12 protein-coding genes are annotated in these 21,637 nt (G+C 63.1%); 3 read left to right on the forward strand and 9 right to left on the reverse strand.

Going from position 1 to position 21,637, the window contains the following annotated elements:
- Positions 1-51 precede the first annotated feature (51 nt).
- The 4 genes from HBO10_RS17725 to HBO10_RS17740 all read right to left on the reverse strand — a co-directional run bounded on the left by HBO10_RS17725 (position 52) and on the right by HBO10_RS17740 (position 2,150).
- Complete coding sequence (locus tag HBO10_RS17725) at positions 52-828, reverse strand: helix-turn-helix transcriptional regulator (protein WP_034127317.1); 777 nt, start codon at positions 826-828, stop codon at positions 52-54.
- A 114-nt stretch (positions 829-942) separates the two neighbouring features.
- The gene (locus tag HBO10_RS17730; protein WP_019816816.1) at positions 943-1,113 is read right to left on the reverse strand and encodes a putative metallothionein; all 171 of its coding nucleotides are present in this window, start codon (positions 1,111-1,113) and stop codon (positions 943-945) included.
- A gap of 88 nt (positions 1,114-1,201) precedes the next feature.
- The gene (locus HBO10_RS17735; RefSeq protein ID WP_003191976.1) at positions 1,202-1,657 is read right to left on the reverse strand and encodes a DMT family transporter; all 456 of its coding nucleotides are present in this window, start codon (positions 1,655-1,657) and stop codon (positions 1,202-1,204) included.
- A gap of 4 nt (positions 1,658-1,661) precedes the next feature.
- Positions 1,662-2,150, reverse strand: a complete 489-nt coding sequence (locus HBO10_RS17740) for a DMT family transporter (protein WP_014718846.1) — start codon at positions 2,148-2,150, stop codon at positions 1,662-1,664.
- Between the two features lie 119 nt (positions 2,151-2,269).
- On the opposite strand from HBO10_RS17740, the gene HBO10_RS17745 reads away from it, so the two are divergent.
- Complete coding sequence (locus HBO10_RS17745) at positions 2,270-3,202, forward strand: LysR family transcriptional regulator (RefSeq protein ID WP_034127316.1); 933 nt, start codon at positions 2,270-2,272, stop codon at positions 3,200-3,202.
- Between the two features lie 75 nt (positions 3,203-3,277).
- Here the strand turns inward: HBO10_RS17745 and HBO10_RS17750 are convergent, their stop codons facing one another.
- The 5 genes from HBO10_RS17750 to HBO10_RS17770 form a co-directional block, all read right to left on the reverse strand.
- Positions 3,278-4,597, reverse strand: coding sequence for an Nramp family divalent metal transporter (locus tag HBO10_RS17750; RefSeq protein WP_034127315.1), 1,320 nt, complete (start codon positions 4,595-4,597; stop codon positions 3,278-3,280).
- Between the two features lie 42 nt (positions 4,598-4,639).
- Entirely contained in the window at positions 4,640-6,193 is a 1,554-nt protein-coding gene (locus HBO10_RS17755; protein WP_034127314.1) for a DUF726 domain-containing protein, read from the reverse strand.
- Between the two features lie 132 nt (positions 6,194-6,325).
- The gene (locus tag HBO10_RS17760; RefSeq protein WP_034127313.1) at positions 6,326-6,631 is read right to left on the reverse strand and encodes an XRE family transcriptional regulator; all 306 of its coding nucleotides are present in this window, start codon (positions 6,629-6,631) and stop codon (positions 6,326-6,328) included.
- Positions 6,624-6,989 (reverse strand): type II toxin-antitoxin system RelE/ParE family toxin, encoded by a 366-nt coding sequence (locus HBO10_RS17765; RefSeq protein ID WP_034127312.1) that lies wholly within the window; start codon positions 6,987-6,989, stop codon positions 6,624-6,626. Before HBO10_RS17765 ends, HBO10_RS17760 begins: the two co-directional genes overlap by 8 nt.
- A 212-nt stretch (positions 6,990-7,201) precedes the next feature.
- Positions 7,202-18,589, reverse strand: a complete 11,388-nt coding sequence (locus tag HBO10_RS17770; RefSeq protein WP_169922044.1) for an autotransporter-associated beta strand repeat-containing protein — start codon at positions 18,587-18,589, stop codon at positions 7,202-7,204.
- A gap of 337 nt (positions 18,590-18,926) precedes the next feature.
- Between HBO10_RS17770 and HBO10_RS17775 the strand changes: the two genes are divergently transcribed.
- Positions 18,927-20,738 carry a monovalent cation:proton antiporter-2 (CPA2) family protein gene (locus HBO10_RS17775; protein ID WP_034127310.1) on the forward strand — a complete coding sequence of 604 codons (1,812 nt, stop codon included), beginning with the start codon at positions 18,927-18,929 and terminating at the stop codon, positions 20,736-20,738.
- 72 nt (positions 20,739-20,810) lie between these two features.
- Positions 20,811-21,365, forward strand: coding sequence for a hypothetical protein (locus HBO10_RS17780; protein ID WP_034127309.1), 555 nt, complete (start codon positions 20,811-20,813; stop codon positions 21,363-21,365).
- The last annotated feature ends 272 nt before the right edge of the window (positions 21,366-21,637 follow it).

Here is a 21,637-nt window from a genome sequence, read left to right on the forward strand (position 1 = left end):
ATTGATGGGCTCAGTCTAGGGCGCGTCTACCGTGGGTATCGGCCAAGTGCTTCAGGATTTCGGCCATCCCCTGTACTGCGACGGCGATACTCCCAGTTCACGTCGGAACATGTCACTGAAGCTACTGGGCGAATAGCCCAGGGTGCGCGCTATACCGCTTACCGACTGGCCCTGGATCAACTCCGCCGCCGCCGTAGCCAACTGCACCTGACGGCGCCACTGGGCAAACCCCATGCCCAGATGCTGCTGGAACAACCGCGCCAGGGTGCGCACGCTGGCGCCCGCCGCCTCGGCGTGCTGCTCGAACGGGATGTCCAGGGAGGGCGACGCCATGACGGCCTGGCACGCATTGATCAGCCGACGATCAGCCGCCACCGGCATGGCGATGCGAATAGACGAGCGCCGTGCGCGTTGCAACTCCAACAGGGCCAGGCCTACGACAGCTTCGTAATAGGCCGCATCGCCGTGATCGCCCTGCTCCACCAATGTCACGATCAACTCACGCAACAAGCGGCCCACTTCTATGACCTGCACCTGGCTGTCCAGGGTCGCTGCCAACGCCGGGCGCAGGTAGATATTGCGCATCTGCAAATCGGAGACCACACGGATCCCGTGCTCCACCCCCGGCGGCAACCACACCGCACGCTGGGGCGGCACCACCAGCGCTTCGCGGGGCGTCTCGACCCACATCACACCGCTCATCGCGTAGAGCAACTGGCCCCAATCGTGACTGTGCGGCTCTACGTACAACCCACGCGGGTAGGTACGCGCCAAAGGCTGCACGGGAACGGCGTGATCACTGAGGTCGGGGGGCGCGGCCAGGGCCATGGCGGGTACACATCAATCGGGTCGGGTGACCATGGTAAAGACTGGTCGCCGGCAAACGAACTGTTTTTACTCATCCTGCAGGCACCGGGTGGCCGGGCCTGCAGGTCAATCCTGTCAACCGTGGGCTGACTTGGCGCATTCGCAACCCGTCGCCGCCGCGCAGGGTTCACCATGAGCATGGTGCTCGGCACAGCCCTGGCAGCAATAGCCCTTGCCGTCTTTCATTATTGCGTCAGCGCCCAATACACATTTGCAGTGAGGGCAAGCACAGGTTTGATCTGGCATGGTCAGACTCCTTTTTCATGGTCGTCCGATGCGGCGAGCGCCGCACCTTAAGCAGTGACCCTGGGCAAGCAAGCATGGTTCAGCGCCGTCAGTCGGCCCGGCGGCTATTACTGCGGTACATGAACACCAACGCCAGGGCAAGCAATAGCATGGCGAGGATACGGCTGCCCGACAGCTCGATCGCCGGGTTGCCCAGCCAGCCAAAGTTGTCGATCAGCATGCCCATGCCCAGTTGCCCGACAATCACCGCCACCGTGGCGACGGCTGTGCCGACCACAGGCACTGCGCCGACCATCACCATCATGTACACCACGCCAAACAGGGCACCGGTCAATTGCCACTTTGGCACCTCCAGCAGGCTGACGGCCTGGGCCGGTTCGAAGAAAAATATCAACAGCGCCGTGGTCAGCGCGCCCACCGCGAAGGTCAACAGACTGCTGCGCAATACCCCCACCGTCTGGCCCAGACGCCCATTGATAGCGGCCTGCACACTCAGCACCGCCCCCGCTGCAATCACCACCACCAACAACATAAACAGATTCATCGTCTTAACCTCGTGCAATCAGAACCAGAGCCGCCACAATCAACGCCAACGCGATCCAGCGCTCGCCATTGACCCGTTTGCGCGCCGTGCCGAACCAGCCGAAGTGGTCGATCAACACACTCTTGCCCACCTGGCCCGAGAGGATCGCGATCATGGTCATCGCGATGCCAATGTGCGGTGTGGCCAGGGTCAACACCACCACGTACATCGGCCCCAGAAACCCGCCGATCAGCTGCCAGCGTGGCAGTTGCGTGAATGCTGGACCCTTTTGCGGGCCGCTGAACAGCAGCAGTAAAAACAGAATCGCCGTGCCAACGCCAAAGATGCTCAACGTCGCCCACAAATGCCCGACCTGCGCGCCCAATGGCCCGAGCAACCCGGCCTCCACCGACAGACCCATGCCCGCCAGAATCACCAACGGCAACAGCAGCAGCCGTAGAAGGTTATTGCTCGGCCTGGCCTGCGCCAGGCCTTCGGTAGAACGTGCCTGCATACATCACCCGTGTATCAAGAAAGGAAAAACATGGCGCGCATTATCCGGTGGCCGTACTGTGCGATAAATGGGAGTATGCGGACAACACCTTTGCGCAAAACGCACAGCCTGGAGAGACGATGCAGGGCTTGAATGAACTGAGTTTCAAGGCGCTACGCCTGTTTGTGGCCGTGCTGGACCAGGGCAGCTTTTCCGAAGTGGCCCGCCGCGAAAGCCTGGCGCCCTCCTCCATTTCGCGGCAGATTCAACTGATGGAACAGGTCGTCGGCCAGCAATTGCTCTACCGCCATACGCGTGCCGTCAGCCCCACCGAAGCCGGCCGCCTGCTGGGCCGTCACGCACGCTTGCTACTCGAGCAGTTGGAGACGGCTAACCAGGCCCTGCAGGAGCAAGACAACGAACCCAGCGGCCTGGTGCGCATCAACGCGCCCATGGCGTTCGGCCAGCGTCACCTTTCACCCTGGCTGGGAGGGCTGTGCCGGCGCTACCCGAAGCTGCAACTGGATATCCAGCAGACCGACACCTTCGTCGACCCGCTGCAAGACGGCACCGACCTGCTGTTTCGTATCGGCGTGCTCAATGACTCGGGCATGCAGGCGCGCATCTTCGCGCCGCAACGCTTTCGCATCGCAGCCAGCCCCGCCTACCTGGCCCAGCATGGCACGCCGCGCCACCCCGACGAACTGGCTCACCACCACTGCCTGGCCTACAAAGGCATCACCGGTCAGCAGCGCTGGTTCTTCCGCCGCGGCCAAGGCGATTGGACCCCCTACAGCGTCAGCGGCCCCATCACTGGCAACCACGCCGACACACTCACCCACGCCGCCGAACAAGGCCTGGGCCTGGTGGTGTTTCCGTCCTGGCTGATTGGCGAAAGCCTGCGCGCCGGCACCTTGCAGGCGGTGCTGAGTGAGTATGAGGTCGCGACAACCCTGGAGCCCCAACAGATCGCCGCGTTGTGGCCGGGCAGCCGCAGGCTCTCATTGAAGGTGCGCACGGTGATCGACTATTTCGTGGAGTGTTTTGGGACGGTGCCGTATTGGGATCGGTGAGTGTGACCGCCCCCTGACGGAGCGCAAACTGTTCGAAGGCCGGGTTGAGAAAAAGAGCACTGACTCAACCCTGGCTCAGAACACCCACTGCCCGATCAACCACGCATTCGCCCCACTGATCACCGCGAACAAAAACCACGCCAGCAGCCGCGTGGGTAGCCGGTTGACGAATGGCCCCATCAATTGCTTGTCGCCGGTCATGCGGATCAGCGGGTACAGCGCAAAGGGCAACTGCAGGCTCAGGACCACCTGGCTGAGAATCAGCAGCTTGCCGATGGCATCATCACCCATCAGCCATACGCCCAGAAACGCCGGGATCAGCGCCAGCCCACGGGTAATCAGGCGGCGCTGCCAGCAGGGTATGCGCAGGTTGAGGTAACCCTCCATGATCACTTGGCCGGCAATGGTGCCGGTAAAGGTCGAACTCTGACCCGAAGCCAGCAAGGCGATACCGAACAGAATGCTGGCGAAAGCACCGCCGACCAAGGGATCGAGCAGGTGATAGGCGTCCTGGATCTCCACCACATCGGTATGGCCGGTCTTGTAGAAGGCTGCAGCCGCCAGCACCAGGATGGCGCCGTTGACCAACAGCGCCAAGGCCAGGGAGCCGATGGTGTCGATACGCGCCAGCTTGACCGCGTCCTGTTTGCTCGCCAGGTCCTTGCCGATCAGGCGGGTCTGCACGATGGAGGTGTGCAGGTAGAGGTTATGAGGCATGACCGTCGCGCCGAGAATACCGATGGCCAAGTACAACGGCGCCGCATCGCTGATAGCCGACAGTGACGGAGTGAAGCCACTGAGCACGTCGGGCCAGTAGGGTTTGATCAGCACCAGTTCGATGAAAAAGCACACGCCGATGGTGGCGACCAGCGCCAGCATGATCGCTTCCAGGCGGCGAAAACCACGATTTTGCAGGGCCAGGATCAACAGCGTATCGAAAGCAGTGATAACAATGCCGGTGGTCAGCGACACGCCCAGCAACAGGTGAAACGCCAGGGCGCAGCCGAGCACTTCGGCAAGGTCTGTGGCGATGATGGAGATTTCCGCCAACACCCAGTGGGTACGAGCAGAGCGCTGGCTGTAGCGCTCACGGCACAGTTGCGCCAGGTCCTTGCCAGTGGCGATACCCAGCCGTGAACACAGGCACTGCACCGCCATCCCCGCCAGGCTGGCCAGCAGCACCACAAACAACAGGCTGTAGCCGTAGCGTGAACCGGCTTCAATGGCCGTTGCCCAGTTGCCGGGGTCCATGTAGCCGATGGAGATCAACAGGCCGGGGCCAGCGAACATCAGCACCCGTTTAAAAAACGAGGCCTTGGGATCAACAGCGACAGAGCCGGCCACTTCCGGCGGGCAGAACGGGGCGGTAGCGATTTTCGGCAGGCTGAATTTCACGCGGTATTCCAGGCAAATACACAAGACTTGGGCAGCAGCTTATCAGTCGGACGCGATCGTGCGCATCACCGTGTCTCGCGGCAGGTCAAACGCTTCCACCACTTGCACCACCAGCTCCAGTTCCTGGTTAAGCGCCTCGCGCTCCATGCGCTGGCGAATCACGCCGATCACCAGTACCGCCAGGGTGGTGATCGAATATGCCGGGCCGGAAAACGCTCGCACCCCGCTGACCAGCAACATCGCCGCAGCCAGCGCCTGGCCCACCACCGGAATCGCCGTGGCCGCACCGCGCCGCAGGATAAACCCGGTCAGCCCGGCCAACGCCGTGCCGCTCAAGGCGGTGGTGGCCGAACGCCCCAGATCGAAACGGTTGAACAGCCCCTGCTCTTTCTGTGCAGCCGCCTTGAGCTCGGCCTCGAACGCCTGGCGATCAGCGCGACTGAGTTTGTCCTTATATTGCTCGATCAGTGTTTCTGCGACCTGCCCTTCGATCTCTGCCAGCGCCACGTGCTCAAGTGGTTGGTCGAACTTGATGCCCAGGCGTTGCGCCACATCTTCGGCAATCTGGCGATAGCCCACGCCATGGCCGCGGGCCAGGTTCATAAAGCTATCACCGCCCATGCGCTGCAATTCAATGGCCAGTTTCAACGGCTCGCGCACACTGGCATCAATCGCGGCACTGCGCTTTTGCGCCATCAGTTCAGCAAGAAACTTCAGTTCCTCCGGCCGCGCTTGCACCAATGCCGGGTACAGGTCCACGTCCGCTTCGGCAAAACGCACTTCACTGCTGCGTGAGTCCACACGGATCATGCCGCGCCGCTCCTGCAGCAAATCGGTGTACTGCACCACCGTCTTCAACTGCGGCCAATAGGCGGCATGATCGAAGCTGGCCAGGTGCACATTGGTGACCTTGGCCTTGAGCGCAGGCGTTACGTCAATCGCATAGCGGCCAATGCAACGCTCGGTATCGGGTTTCATGGCCAACGCCCAGTCCTTGCTGGAGTGGCAGTTGATCAACCGCCCCTTGAGCGGCGCCGACACATCGTCCCAGGGGCTCGATGTACAAATCGCGCCGCCCATCAACAACAGGTTATCGAGCGGCAGTTCGCGAGCGATCTCGGGGCTGGCCAGCAAGCTCTTGACCAGGATACGCGCGCCCAGGGAGTGGCCGATCAGGTTGATGCGCCGTACCGGCAGCGACTGGTCGTGCAGGTAGCCGGCCAGCTCTGGCAATAACGTCTTGGCCACTTCATCGACCCGTGCCTCGACACTTTTGTAATGGTCGAGAAAATAGGCAATGGCCTTGCCCACGCCCACCGTCGCCGCGCCCAGGCCGCCACCGCCGAGCAACGAGGCGAGCACGTCCTTGAACGGTGCAAACAGGTTTTCCAGAAAATGCCCCGCCGGCCAGAACAACATCAGGTTGGTCGACCCTTCGATACCGGCCAGTTGCTCCTTGAAACTGCCCAGTTGCTGACGGTTGAAGAATGCCGAATAACCGTGAACATAGAGATTGAGCACATCCCCCTGGGGCTCGCCACACAAGACGAACGTGGGTTTGCGGGTGCGGTGCATTTCATCCCACTGGTGTTGCATGGGGCGGTGACTCCTGGCGGAAGGGATGGCGATAGTAACAAACAGAGCCGACAAGGAAGGTGAATCCTGACCAGCGTTCGCCACGCTCAGGACAATGGGAATAGCCTGAATCTGGCGAAGAGCCCAGCTACTTCAACAGGCAAAGTTGTCAATTTTGACCTGGCCATCCGGAAAAGTGGCGATGATTTCCAGCTCGCCCCCCATCGCACGTATGTAGTCACGCAACGTGCTGATGTACATATCAGTACGACGCTCCATCTTCGAAACCGCTGCCTGGTTGATATTCAATACCTTTGCCAGGCTTGCCTGGCTCAGTTGCTGGGCTTTGCGCAACTCATGCAGCGGCATTTCTTTCAAGTGTTGCTGAAATATCTGCTCGGCATCGGCGTGCGCCTCAGGTGTCATGCGAGCTTTCAGTTCCGCGAATTTCTTAGCCATGGTCACGGCCCTCTTTACGCAATGAGTCTAAATGTACGTCGTACAGCTTCTCTGCCAAGGGTACGTACTCGTGGTACCAACGGTGCTGTGCGGTTTTATCGCCACCTATCAGCAACACTGCACAGCGCCGAAAATCGAAGGCATACAACACCCTGTAAGGTCGCCCTGCATGCTGTACCCGCAACTCTCGCAGGTTGCCGTGCCGAGCACCCTTGATATCGCTGCTATGGGGAAAGCGCAGCCCAGGCCCGAACAGCCCCAGCAAATCAACACTGGCAGCCACCGACGATTGCTCCTTTGCATCCAAGCCATCCCACCACTCTTCGAATTCATCCGTGTATTCAATGTCCCAGACCATGCAAATATGCCACCCAAGGAATATAAACTCAAGTGCATAACTTTAGGCCGGCGTCGGTTGGTCGCCAGCCGTGTTCCGGAAGAAATTGTATTCACATCCTTCAGGCTGCCCGGTGAGCAATAAATGCCCTGCTTTCATGAACCAACGTACTTCTTCAAAAAATCTTCCAAAAAAAACCGCCCTTTCGGGCGGTTCAAAAAACTCGGCCGTGATCAAAAACCGAGGGAGAAACTCACAGTCACTGCGTGGTCCTTGTCGTTACGCGAGAGTTGGCCCGAATAGCCCAGGCCCAGTCTGCCGTTCTGGCTGATCTGGTAATCCAGCCCCGCTTCCACCACTGCACTGTCCTTGGCAATCGGCACGCCTTGGGTGCTGAACGAGCCACCGCCATTGATAAAGCTCAGGTCGGCGTCGGGCTTGGTATCACCGAAGGCATGGCGCCAGCCGATGCTGCCCCGTGGGGTGATTTTCGAGCCGTTGCCCAGGGTGATGGTCTGGCCAATGCGCACGCCCAGGGTCGAGTAGGTGATGTCCTGGTCGGCATCGCCACGCAGGGCTGCCGAACCGCCTTTTTCCTTGATGGTGTCGCTGTCGTAGTTGACGTAGGCCAGGCCGGCGAACGGTTCCAGGGCCACGCTAGGGGTTTGGATGGTGTAGCCGACTTCACCGAACACCTGCGCACTGCGTGCCTTGTAATCGGCTTTGAGGCGTTGGCCCTCGGCACCGACGGCCACGTTGCGCTTGCTTTCGACGTCATGCCAGCTGTACGCCACGCCCATCCGTGCGGCGAAGGCTTCCTGCTGGTAGGCGGTGTAGGCCATCAGGTGGTAGCTGTCCACATCGGCGCTGGAATTGCGGCGCTTGGCGTCCAGGTCGCTGCGGGTGTAGCCGGCGGCCACGCCCACGCGCCAGGCGTCGTCCACTTGCTTGTCGGTGCCGAGCAGGAAGCCGCTGAGGTTGCGGTCCAGCTTGGCGGTGTTGCTGTCACCGCCCATATGGCCCCAGGTGCCGAGCACGCGCATCCAGCCGACCATCTCGCCGTGGCAACCGGCGCTGCTCAGGTGGTTCTCGCTAGGTGCCAGGGCATTGCGCGGGTCGTCCTCGCGGTAGCAACCGGGTTGGCGCAGACGCTCGTTGACCGCATCACGCACGTAACGCGAGTCTTCAAGCATGGCGCTGGCGGTGCTGGCGTGGATTTCGCCGGACAAGCTGTCGAAGGCCGCGCGTGCCGCTGCCACATCACCATTAAGCAGGGCGTTTTGCACCGCTGCGCCACCGACTCCGGTGCCTGTGCCCAACGCCGCCGCCACGCCGCGCTGGTTACCAGTGGCCGCCACGCTGGCGTAACTGACATCGTTGCGGCTGACCGCCAGGGCCACTTGGGTTGGGCTGTAGTTCAACGCGGTAGTGAGGAACGCCAGGTTCTCCAGATTGGTGGTGGCAAAGGTACCGTTGACTGCGCCCGCGGTCAGCAGGGTGTAGGTGGTGGCGCCGGCATAGGGTGCCAGGTTGACCACATTCAAGGTGCCGCCCAGGTTGGCGGTGCCGCCCACGGCCAGGGAGCCGGTGGTGGATGGGGTGATCACCAGGTTCAGCGCACCGGTACTGGCGTTGGTAAAGTTGCCGGCCACGGTCAGCTTGCCGCTGTCGGGTGTCACCGAGCCGTTGTTGACCAGCGAACCGACACTGCCGTTACCGGTCAGCCCCGCACCGTTGGCCACGGTGACTTGGCCGCCGAGCACGGCGCCTGGGTTGGCCGCGTTGCCCACTTGCAACACGCCCTCTTCCACCGCCACGGTGCCGCTGAACGGCTGGTTGCCGGTCAGCAACAGCGCGCCTGCGCCTTGCTTGATCAGCGCACCGGTGCCGCTCAAGGTGCCGCTGAATTGGCCATTGGTGCGTTGGGCAAACAACAACCGCGCGTTGTTGAGGATCCTGCCACGCAGGCTGGTGGTGGTGCCCGCCAGCGTACCGCCACTGACGGTAGTGCCGCCGGTGTAGGTATTCGCGCCAGTCAGCAGCAAGGTACCGGCATCCAGTTTGTTGATGCCGCCGGTCCCCACCAGCGGAGCATCAATCTGAGCGGTCACGCCGGAATTGACCCGCACTGGCGCCAGGCTGCCATCCGCCGCATTGGTCGGGCTCAAGCTGCCGCCTTCGCCGGCCGTCAGCACGTAGCCGGCGTCCAGCACTTGCAGACCGGTGAAGCCTTGGTTGCCAACCACGGTCACGGTGCCGCCCTGCCCGCCAAATACCGCGAACTGGTTGGTGGACGCCTGCCCCTGGGTGCCGGTCGGGTCAGTCCAGTTGGTGCCCGGGCCCCAGGTACCACTGCCACCGGTAATGGTGCCATCGGGGTTGGTGGTGCCGCCGTTCCAGAACTGGATTTGCCCTGGCGCGGTTTGCACCACCAGGTTGAGCTGGTTGGCCAGCGCCGTTTGCAGGCTCAGGTTGCCCAGTGCCACCGGCAAGGTGCCAAAGGTGAGGCCGTTATCGGTCAAGCTGCCGCCGTAGCGGAACAGTTGGTACACGCCGACGCCGAAGCCGCCGGTATCGCTGACGTTGAGAGTGCCGTCCAGGGTCAGGTTGCCCGCCACGTTCACCGCCGTACTGGAAGCACCCGGTGCGCCGAGGGCGAAGTCCAGGGTGGTGCCCGATGACAAGGCCAGCGAACCCACCGACAGCGGCGTCGCGGCGCCGGCCTGGAGCACCGAGCCGTCTGCCATGTTCACCGCACCGCCCAGAGTCCCGCTGCCGCCGAGGGTCGCGCCGCTGGCGACTTGCACTGCGGCGCTGTTCAAGGTGCCGTTGACCAGCAGGCTGCCGGTGTTGACGTTGGTAGTACCGGTAAAGGTGTTGTTGCCAGTCAGCAGCAACGCTCCGGTGCCGGTTTTGTTCAGTACACCAGCGCCGGTAAGGTTGCCGGTGTAGGTGCCGTCAATGGCTTGCTCGAAGGTCAACGCCGCGTTGTTGGCGATGGCGCCTTGCAGGCTGGTGGTGTTGCCCGTGGTGGTGCCGCCGTTGAGCGTGGTACCGCCGCTGTAGGTGTTGGCACCTGTCAGCAACAAGGCGCCGCTGCCGTTTTTCACCAGGCTGCCAGTGCCGCTGACCACGCCATTGAGGGCCAGGTCGTGGCTGCCGGCCAGGGTCAGCGGGCCACCCAGGTTGAGGGTATTGGCCAGTTGCAGGTCGGTGCTGCCATCCAGTTGCGCCGCGCCGCCGACCGTCAAGGCACCACTGCCCAGGGCAGCATTATTGCCAAGGATCAATTGACCGGCGTTCAGGCCAGTGCCGCCGCTGTAGCTGTTGACGCCATTGAGCGTCAGCGCTGCCGCACCGTTTTTCACCAGGCTGCCGCTGCCGCTGATAACCCCGTCCAGGGTCAGCGCGTTGCTGCCTGCCACCGCCAAGGCACCGTTGAGTACAGCCGCATTGGCCAGGCTGACCGCCGCGTTGCTGTCCAGGGTGGTGCCGCCGGCCGCCGTCAGAGCGCCTGTGCCGAGGGCACTGTTGTTGCCCACCACCAGGGTGCCGCCATTCAGCGCGGTACCGCCGGTATAGCCATTATTGCCGTTGAGTACCAGGGTGCCACTGTCGAGCTTGGCCAGGGTGCCAGCGCCGTTGAGGGTCACGCCCAGGGTCGCGGTGGCGTTCGGGTCGACGCGCACCGCGGTGTTGCCGGTGCCGCCATTGACCAGGTTGAGTACGCCCGCTGTGCCAGCGCCCAGGGTGTAGCCATCGGTGACGAACTGCATGCCGGTGATGTTCTGCGTGCCGTCCACCGTCACGTTGCCCGCCGCGCCTTGGAACACCGCGAAGCTGTTGACCCAGCCCTGGTTGAGGGTGCCGTCGACATTGGTCCAGTTGGTATTGCCGGCGTTCCAGGTGCCGTTGCCGCCGTCAATCGCACCGTTGCCGATCAGGCTGTTGCCATCCCAGAACTGCACGGTGGTGTTGGGTGCAGTCACCAGCAGGTTGACCTTGCTGGTGATCGCGGTCTGCACTTGCAGATCACCCGGTACCACACTGCCTGGCAGTGTGCCGAGCGCCAGGCCGTTATCGGTCAAGGCCCCGGTGTAGTTGATGAGGTTGTAGACGCCGCTGCCAAAGCCGCCGATATCGGTGACATTGAGGTTACCGTCCAGAGTCAGGTCGCCGCCGACATTCAGCAGGCCTGTGCCGCCGCCCAGCACCGGGGTGCCGAGGCCAACATCCAGGTTCGAGTTGCCACCCAGCACCAACGAGCCCACCGACAGTGTGCTGCCGGAGGCCAGGCCGATGTGCCCACCGTCGGCCACGGACACCGCGCCGGCCAATGAACCGCTGCCGGCCAGGGTTGCGCCGCTGTTCACCGCCACCGTGCCGCTGGCCAGGGAACCTGTGACATTCAAGGTACCGCCGTTGACGTTGGCCGCGCCGCTGAGGGCATTGGTGCCGCTCAGGTTGAGCACCCCGCTGCCGTTTTTATCCAGGTTGCCGGCACCGTTGAGCGCACCGCCAAAGCTGTTATCCAGGTTGCTGCCACCCACCGCCAGCGTAGCGCCACCAGCGACCTGCACCGTGCCGTTGCCGGCCAGGCTGTTGAGGTTGGCGTTGCCACCCAGGTTGAGGCTCGCGCCGCTGCCGACAGTGACGCCGGAGGTGGTGCCCAGCGCACCATTACCCGTCGTGGTCACGCTGCCCGCCGCCACGGTCAGTGGGCCGCTGAAGCTGTTGTTGCCGGTCAGCAGCAGGTCCGCCGCGCCATTTTTGATCAGCGCCGCGTTGCCAGCGAGTACACCGCCCAGGGTCAGGTTGTTGCTGCCAGCGACAGTAAGGTCGCCATTGAGGTTGACCGCATTGGCCAGCACCAGCGGCGTGCTATTGGCCAGGGTCGCCGCACCGCCGACGGTCAGCGCGCCCGAGCCCAGGGCCGTGGTGCTGCCGAGGGTCAGCGTACCGGCATTGAGTGCCGTGCCGCCGCTGTAGGTATTGGCGCCGTTCAGAGTCAGGTTGGCGCCACCGGCCTTGGTCAACGAACCACTGCCGTCCACCACGCCGTTGAGGCTCAGGTCGTTGCTGCCGCCGACGGTGAGCGCGGCATTCAGGCTGGTGTTATTGGCCAGGGCCAACGCCGTGTTGGTGTCCAGGGTGGCTGCCCCATTGACCGCCAAGGCACCGCTGCCCAGGGCCGACGCATTGCCCAGGGTCAGGGAGCCGGCATTCAACTGCGTGCCGCCCAAGTAGGCATTGGCGCCGTTGAGCGTGAGGTCGCCCGCGCCGGTTTTGGTCAGCCCACCGGTACCGCTGACCAGGCCGTTCAGGCTCAGGTCGGCGGTGCCCAAAATGCCCAGATTGCCAGCCAGATTGACCGTATTGGCCAGGGCAACCGCCGTGCTGCTGTCGAGGGTGGTGCCGTCGGCCGCGTTCAGGGCGCCACTACCCAGGGCAGTGCTGGAGGCCAGGATCAGGCCGCCTGCGTTGAGTGCGGTTGGGCCGGTATAGGCGTTGTTGCCACTGAGGGTCAGGTTGGCGATGCCATTTTTGATCAGGCTGCCGGTGCCCGCCACAGTGCCGGACAGAGTCAGGGCATTGCTGCCGCCGAGGGTCAGGCTACCGTTGACGTTGAGCGCATTGGCCAGGCTGACTGCGGTGTTGCTGTCCAGGGTGGTGCCGTTGGCGGTGGTCAAGGCGCCGCTGCCCAGGGCACTGTCATTGCCGACCACCAGCGTGCCGCCATCCAGGGCGGTGCCGCCGGTGTAGCTGTTGGCACCGTTAAGCACCAGGGTGCCGGTGTCGAGCTTGGCCAGGGTGCCGCCGCCGTTGAGCGCGACGCCCAGGGTGGCAGTGACGCCGGGATCGACACGTACGGCGGTGTTGCCGCCCACGCCGTTGAACAGGGTCAAGGCGCCCGCTGCCCCGCCGGCCAGGTTGTAGCCATCGGTGACGAACTGCAAACCGGTGATGGCTTGCGCGCCGTCAACCGTGACAGTGCCCGCCGTGCCTTGGAACACGGCAAAGCTGTTCGGGGTCCAGGCTGTATTGAATGCGCCGTTGACGCCGGTCCATTGGCTGGCGCCTGCACTCCAGGTGCCGCTGCCGCCTTCGATGGTGCCATTGCCCGTGGTTTGGCTGCCGTCCCAGAACTGCACGTTGGTGCTGCCGTTGACCAGCAGGTTGACCTGGTTACCGATAGCGGTTTGCAGGTCCAGGTCGCTGGCCGGGATGTTCACCGGCAGGCTGCCCAGCAGCAGGCCGTTGTTGGTCAGGCCGCCGGTGTAGTCGATCAGGCGGTAGATACCCGCACCGAAGCCGCCGATATCCGTGACGTTGAGGGTGCCGTCCAGAGTCAGGTTGCCGTTGACCTGCACCAGCGCCGTGCCGCCCGTGGCGGGCGCGCCGAGGCCCGCATCCAGGTTGGAGTTGGCATTGAGCAGCAGCGAACCGTTGGTCAGGGTCGCGCCGGAATTGACGGCCAGATGGCCGCCGTCGGCGATGGTCACGTTGCCCAACAAAGTACCGGTACCACCGAGGGTGGCACCACTGCCCACCGCCACGTTGGCGCTGGCCAGGGAACCATTGACGAGCAAGCTGCCGGCGTTGACCTGGGCGTCCCCGGTCACCACGCTGAGGCCGCCGAGGGTCAAGGCGCCTGTGCCGTCTTTGGCCAGGTTGCCGAGGCCTGCCACGACGCCGTTGAAGGTGCTGTCCAGATTATTGTTGCCGACGCTCAAGGTGCTGCCGGCCCCTACGGTTGCAAGCCCGGTACCCGTGAGGGCGCCCAGGCTGGCGCTGCCGCCCAAGTTCAAGGACGTACCGCTCGCCAGGTTGACCCCGGCGCCGACACCCAGTGCTCCGTTGCCCAGCGTGGTGAGGCTGCCCGATTGCACATCGAACAGGCCGTTGAAGGTGTTAGTGCCGGTCAGGCTCACATCCGCCGTGCCGGTTTTGACCAGGCTACCGCTGCCGGCCAGCACGCCGGCCAGGGTCAGGTTATTGTTGAGAGCGCCCACGGTCAGCCCAGCGTTGAGGTTGACCGCATTGGCCAATACCAGCGGCGTGCTGTTAGCCAGCGTGGCCGCGCCGTTTACGTTCAAGGCGCCGGTACCCAGGGCCGCTGCCGTGCCCAGGGTTAATGTACCGGCGTTGAGGGTGGTGCCGCCTTGGAAGGTGTTGACGCCATTGAGGGTCAGGTTGGCCGCGCCGTCTTTGCTCAGGCCAGCCGTGCCGGTGACCAGGCCACCCAGGGTCAGGTCGTTGCTGCCGGCAACGGCAAGGTTGGCGTCAAGCACGACGCCATTGCCCACTGTCAGCGCTGCCGTGTTATCCAGGGTCGCCGCGCCGCCAACGGTGAGGTTGCCCAGGCCAAGGGCGGTGGCGCTGCCCAAGGTCAGCGTACCGGCGTTCAGGGTGGTGCCACCCAGGTAGGCGTTGGCGCCGCTGAGGATCAGATTGGCCGCGCCCTCCTTGGTCAGGCTGCCTGCACCGTTGATTGCGCCGCCGAGGGTCAGGTCAGCGGTGCCGCCGATGCCCAGGTTGCCCGCCAGATTGATCGCGTTGGTGGTGGTGACCGCCGTGCTGGCGTCCAAGGTGGTACCGCCTGCGGCATTCAACACGCCCGCGCCCAGCGCCGTATTGCTGGCCAGGATCAGCCCGCCTGCGTTCAAGGCCACGGGACCCAGGAAGGTATTGGTGCCGCCGAGTGTCAGGCCTGCCGTGCCATTCTTGACCAGGCCACCGGTGCCGCTGATGGCGCCATTGAGCGCCAATGCGTTGCTGCCGCCGACCGTCAGGCTGCCGTTGAGTACCGCATCATTGCCCAGGGTTACGGAGGCGTTGCTGTCCAGGGTGGTGCCCGCCGCAGCGGTCAGCGTGCCGGTACCCAGCGCGGTGTTGCTGCCGACCACCAACGTGCCGCCATTGAGCAAGCTGCCGCCGGTGTAACTGTTGGCACCATTGAGCACCAGCGTGCCGGTATCGAGTTTGTTCAGCACGCCCGCGCCGGTGATATCGACGCCGAGGGTGGCAGTCGCCAGTGGGTCGACGCGCACGGCGAAGTTGCCGCTGCCGGTGCTCAACTGCCCACCGGTGCCATTGACCAGGCTGTAGCCATCGGTGACGAATTGCAGACCGGTGATGGTTTGCACGCCATTCACGCTGACAGTCCCCGCCGCGTCTTGGAACACGGCAAAGCCGCCGCCCCAGGTCTGGTTGGACAGGCCGTCGGCCGAGGTCCAGTTGGTGCCACCCGCTGTCCAGGTGCCGCTGCCACCGTCAACAGTGCCGTTGGCAAGGGTGTTGCTGCCGTCCCAGAAACGAATATTCGGCGCCGCTACCACCAGGTTGACCTGGCTGCCCACTGAGGTCTGTACCAGCAGATCACCCAGGCCATAACCCAGCGGCACCGTGTTGACGTTCAATGCGCCGGTCAAGCCGCCAGTGTAGTTGATCAAGCGATACACGCCGGCGCCAAAGCCACCGGCATCGCTCACATTGAGGTCGCCGGCCAGATTCACGTTGCCACCGACATTCATCAGCGAGGTCAGCGACGGTGCGCCAAGCGCCACATCCAGACTGGCCCCGGCACTCATGTTCAGGCCGCCAGCCGACAAGGTCGTGCCACTGCCCAGCGCCAGGTGCCCGCCGCTATTGATATTCGCCGTACCCAAGAGCGAGCCACTGCCGGTGAGGGTGCCGCCGCTGTTCACGTTGACCAACGCGCTGCCCAGAGAACCATCGACATCCAGGGTGCCCGCGTTGATCGCCGTGTTACCGGTGATGCCATTGATTCCGTTGAGCGTGAGCGTGCCGGTACCCACCTTGATCAAGCTGCCCGCGCCGCTGAGATCACCGTCAAAGGTACTGCTGGTGCTGACGCCACCCACAGTGAGGTTCAAACCGCCGCCGACTGCCACACCACCTGCACCGCTGAGGCCGGCCAGGCTGGAGTCGACACCCAGGTTCAGTGCGGCGCCGGTGCTGACATTGACGCCAGAGGTGTTGCCCAATGCACCGGCGCTGCCGGTGGTGACGCTGCCGGAGACAATATTCAATGACCCGGTAAACGTGTTGTTGCCGCTCAAGGTCAGGTCAGCCAAGCCATTTTTGATCAGCGCACTGGCGCCGCTGAGCACGCCGCTGAGATTCAGGTCATTGTTGCCCGCGAGCGTCAGGTCGCCATTCAAGGCAATCCCGTTGCCCAGGGTAAGGGCCGCACTGTTATCCAGGGTTGCCGCACCGCCGACCGTCAAGGGGCCTGCGCCCAAAGCGCCTGCCGTGCCCAAGGTCAGCGTACCGGCGTTGAGGCTGGTGCCACCGGTGAACGTGTTGGTGCCGTCAAGGGTCAGGTTGGCCAGGCCATCCTTGATCAGCGCCCCCGCACCGCTGACCACACCGCCCAGGGTCAGCCCATTGGTGCCGCCGACGGTCAGCCCGGCGTTGAGGACAATGCCATTGCCCAGCGCCACCGCCGAGGTGCTGTCCAGGGTTGCGGCGCCGCCGACGGTCAAGTTGCCCAGGCCAAGCGCCGTGTTGCTGCCGAGGGTCAGGCTGCCTGCGTTCAGGGTGGTGCCACCCAGGAAGTTATTGTTGCCGCTGAGTGTCAGGCCGGCCGCGCCGTCTTTGGTCAGGCTGCCCGCACCGTTGACCGTGCCGCCCAGGGTCAGGTTGGCGCTGCCACCGATTCCAAGGTTACCGGCCAGGTTGATCGCGTTGGCCAGCGTCGTACTGGTACTGGCGTCCAGAGTCGTGCCTGCGGCTGCATTCAACGTACCCGCACCCAAGGCACCGGTAGCGCCAATCACCAGCTTGCCGCTGTTGAGTGCCGTGTTGCCCAGGTAAGTGTTCGCTTGATTGAGGATCAGATCCGCCGGCCCGTTCTTGATCAACCCGCCAAGGCCCGCCACCACGCCGCCAAGGGTCAGCGCGTTGCTGCCGCCGAGGGTCAGGTTACCGCCCAGGTTGAGGTTATTGCCCAGGCTCACTGCTGCACTGGCATCCAGCGTGGTACCCGCCGAGGCGTTCAACACACTGGCGCCGAGCGCAGTATTGGAGCCAACCACCAGCGAACCGGCGTTGAGGGCCGTGGCGCCGGTGTAAGTATTGTTGCCCGTAAGCGCCAGGCTCGATACGCCCTCCTTGATCAACCCGGAACCACCGCTGACAACCCCGCCAAGGGTCAGCGGGTTCACGCCGTCTACGGTCAGATTGGCGTTCAAGGCGATTGCATTGCTGGTGGTCAAGGCTGCATTGCTCTGCAACGTACTCGCACCCGCAACGGTCAAGGCACCGGTACCTAGCGCTGCGGCATTGCCCAATGTAAGCGTGCCGGCGTTCAAGGTGGTACCACCCTGGAAGGTGTTGGCCCCGCTGAGGATCAACTCGCCGGTACCCGCTTTGCTCACCCCCGCGGCGCCCGAGATCACACCATTCAGGGTCAGCCCGGTCGAGGCGCCCTGTACCGTTAAACCACCGGTACCCAGGGTCATCAGGTTGGTCAGGGTCAGGCCGTTGCCGGTGGCCTCGATAGCACCGCCGTTAGACGTGAGCACACCGCTGCCAAATGTCGCGTTGTTATTGAATTGCGCGACACCGCTATTGAGCGTAGTGCTGCCGCTGACCAACGGCCCCTGCAACGTCCAGGTGCCACTGTTGATGGCCAGGTTGTTGAAGTTGACATAGTTGGCGCTTGAAGCCGTGCCGGTGCCTGTACTGCCACCACCGACGCCCGTCGTGTTTTCAAGGATCAGCGAGTTGCTGCCGCCTGCGCCGCCGTCCACCTGGCCGGTGGGCGCAAACGTCAGGTTCACGCCGATCAGGCCGCCCAGGCTTACGCCGATACCGCCACCGTTGGTCACTTGCGAGCCCGTGACTGCCGTAAAGGTGTTGGTACTGGCGGCCCCCATCGACACGCCGCCAGAGATAGTGCCGGTGTTGCGGAACGTGTTTCCCGTAGCAGAGCTCTCGAACGCCACGCGCCCGGTCAGGGCGCCGTTGTTGGTCATATTGACCTGCCCGCCACCCTGCACGGCTACCACCGGGGTATCGGACGTGAACAGCGACAGGCCGAGCAAGGAGGAAGAACCAATGACGCCGTTGTTGACGATCGTGGTGGTGCCGCCTGCGCCGTTGATGGCGTTCAGGGCCATGCCATCCAACGAGGCCAGGTTCAGCCCCAGCAACGCGCCAGTACCGCGCATGATGCCGGTGGCACTGTTGGTGATGTTCAACACGCTGGCTGCCGTGTTGCCGATCACCACCCCACCGCTCAGCACTGAAACCAGTCCGAGCAGTGCCGGGTCAATGGTGCCGGAGTTGTTCAACGTGGCGTTGTTGCCGGTCAGGGTCAGTGCTTTGCCGCCCAGCGTTGCGTTGAGTTGCGCCCCGGCATTGACGTTGACCGTCAGGTTATTGACCGCGCTGCTGAAAGTGTTGAGGAACAATGGCAATGACGGCACGCCCGTACAGGTCACCGTCGCGCCGACCGTAGGACTTGCCGGGCTACAGGCGGCAAACACGTCCGGACTTACCAGGCCCATCACCAGCCCGGCCACTCCGAGGCGGATCGCGAGAGAAAGTGCAGAAATACGAGGTAAAGCGGCAGTCGCAAGTCTTCTATCCACGTTCTACTCCTTGTGGTCCAAGCCTTTCATCCGTGACTGCGTGCAAGCCTTGTTTCAACGATCCACACGCATCGAATTCGAAACACCTGACCGTGGTGACTACTGATCCAGTTTTTCGAAACGTTAGTAGACCCGCGCGAAAGCCATTGAATTAAATGGTATTAATACTTTCGTAAAACCGGCGTAAGAATGGGATGAGAGCCAACATCCATTGACTGTCGCGACAAAAATACAAGTTTCAAAATGTGAAAAAGCGCTCTAATAGCGCTCTATTTCCCCTGCTGTGGAATATTTTTGTGGCCCCCCGAGTTGATCTACGTAAACGATGGAGTTCGTGATGCCCCATGAAGGCAACCTGTTACAAGCAGCCGTGGTGTTCCTGTTCGCCGCCGTGCTGGCCGTGCCCCTGGCCAAGCGCCTGCAATTGGGCGCGGTGCTGGGCTATCTGTTTGCCGGTGTGATCATCGGCCCGTCGGTTCTCGGCCTGATCGGCAACCCGCAAAGCGTGGCGCAGTTCTCTGAACTGGGCGTGGTGCTGTTGCTGTTCATCATCGGCCTGGAGCTGTCGCCCAAACGCTTGTGGGTGATGCGCAAGGCGGTGTTCGGCGTCGGTCTGGCCCAGGTCCTGCTCACCGGTGTGGTGATGGGCGCGGTCGCGCTATGGCTGTTTGGCCAGTCGTGGAACAGCGCCATCGTACTGGGCCTGGGCCTGGCGCTGTCGTCTACGGCGTTTGGCCTGCAAAGCCTGGCCGAACGCAAGGAGCTCAACCAACCCCACGGGCGTCTGGCCTTTGCCATCCTGTTGTTCCAGGACATCGCCGCCATCCCGCTGATCGCCATGGTGCCGTTGCTGGCCGGCAGCGATCATCCGACCACCGAAGCCCAGGGCCTGCAACATGTGTTGCAGATCCTCGGCAGCATCGCGGTGGTGATCATCGGCGGGCGCTACCTGTTGCGCCCGGTGTTTCGCATTGTGGCCAAGACCGGCCTGCGCGAAGTGTCCACCGCCACCGCGCTGCTGGTGGTGATCGGCACCGCCTGGCTGATGGAGTTGGTGGGCGTGTCCATGGCCCTGGGGGCCTTCCTCGCCGGCCTGCTGCTGGCGGATTCGGAATACCGCCACGAACTGGAATCCCAGATCGAGCCGTTCAAGGGCCTGCTGCTGGGGCTGTTTTTCATTAGCGTGGGCATGGGCGCCAACCTCAGTTTGCTGCTCAGCACGCCGCTGGTGGTGATCGGCCTGACCCTGCTGCTGATCGGCTTGAAGCTGCCGCTGCTGTACGCCGTCGGGCGGATGGTGGGCGACCTCAATCGCGAAAGTGCCCTGCGCCTGGGCGTGGTGCTGGCGGCGGGGGGTGAGTTCGCCTTTGTGGTGTTCAAAATCGGCCGCGACCAGGGCCTGTTCGAACCGCAGCTGTACGACGTGCTGGTGCTCACCATCACCCTGTCCATGGCCGTGACTCCGCTGCTGTTGCTGGTGTGCCCGAAGCTGTTCAAACCCAAGGCCAAGCCGGTGGAAGTGCCCGAGGAATACCGCGCCATCGAAAGCGATGCGCCTCGCGTGGTCATCGCCGGCATGGGCCGGATGGGCCAGATCGTGGCGCGAATCCTGCGCGCGCAGAACATCTCGTTCATCGCCCTCGACACCTCGGTGGAAACCATCGAGCTGACCCGCAGTTTCGGCGGCATGCCGGTGTTCTACGGCGACCCCCAACGCCCGGAAATCCTCCACGCCGCCAAAGTCGATCAAGCGGAATTCTTCGTGATCGCCATGGACGACCCGGAGATCAACATCAAGACCGCCGAGCTGGTGCGCAACCTCTACCCGCACATGAAGATCATCGCCCGCGCGCGTAACCGCCAGCACGTACACCGCCTGGTTGACCTGGACGCTTCACCGGTGCGCGAAACCTTCTACTCCAGCCTGGAAATGAGCCGCCGTACCCTGGTCGGCCTCGGTTTGAGCCAGGCCCAGGCCGATGCGCGCATCAACCGCTTCAAAACCCACGACCAGCAGGTACTTGCCGCCCAACACGCGGTATACGACGACGCGGCCAAGGTCATGCAAACTGCCCAGGAAGCCCGTGCGGAACTGGCGCGCTTGTTTGAAATGGACAGGCTTGACGAGGAATCCTCCGACAAGCTGTGATGGGCTGGATGAACGAAATTGCGAATTTTCTGACAGAATACGCCGCAATTTCGTTCAACCCCGGAGTGCTTCATGGCCACGTTCACCAAAACCGCAATGCTGCTCGCCCTAGCGCTTACCGCCGGCAGCGTGTTCGCTGCCACCAAGCCCGCCACACAGACAATCTCCACCTTGGGTGGCAAGTTCACCTTCAAACTGCCCAAAGCCTACAGCGCCGACACCCTGCCCTCCGGCACGGCGCAAGACGGCACCGCTGACACCCAAGGCACCCTGTACGCTAACTCAACGATGAAAAGTGTGGTGATCGTCGCCGAAACCGTGCGCAACGATGGAGCAACTATCCAGGATAACGACCCGAAGTTCCTCGACGGCGCCGTGGCTGATTTCGTCAAAGACCAGAGCGCCGCCATGCCCGACTTCAAGAAACTGGGGGAGAAGAAACTCACCTACAAGGGCCTGGGCCTGCGCCAGGTGGACAGCAGCGCTACCCAAGGCGGAGGCAAGACCTTGAACTCCACGTTCCTGGGTGGTTCGGGCAACCATTTGCTGGTGATCCAGGCGATTTCCCGGGCGGATGATGTGAAGGGGCATGCGGCGTTGGTGAAGCAGATTACGGGCGGCAAGTAGCCCCCCCTTCCAGCCAACACAAAACCCATGTGGGAGCGGGCTTGCCTACGATGGCGGTGTGTCAGTCACTGAATCTTTTACTGAGCCACCGCTATCGCAGCATAGGTATCTACATAACTCTGTAAGCTCAGCGGTAACCACGATGCGAAGCGAGCCGCTCTTGATCTGCTTTTGATCTTAGGCGCCCCGTTAAACCACGCTGGCCGGAATTCGACAGGGATTTGGGGGGTAAACCGGCAGGGATGCCGGTTTAGCCGCCCCGCGCCATGGAT

It is taken from the genome of Pseudomonas sp. WS 5503 (genome assembly GCF_012985385.1).
Lineage (GTDB): Bacteria > Pseudomonadota > Gammaproteobacteria > Pseudomonadales > Pseudomonadaceae > Aquipseudomonas > Aquipseudomonas paracarnis.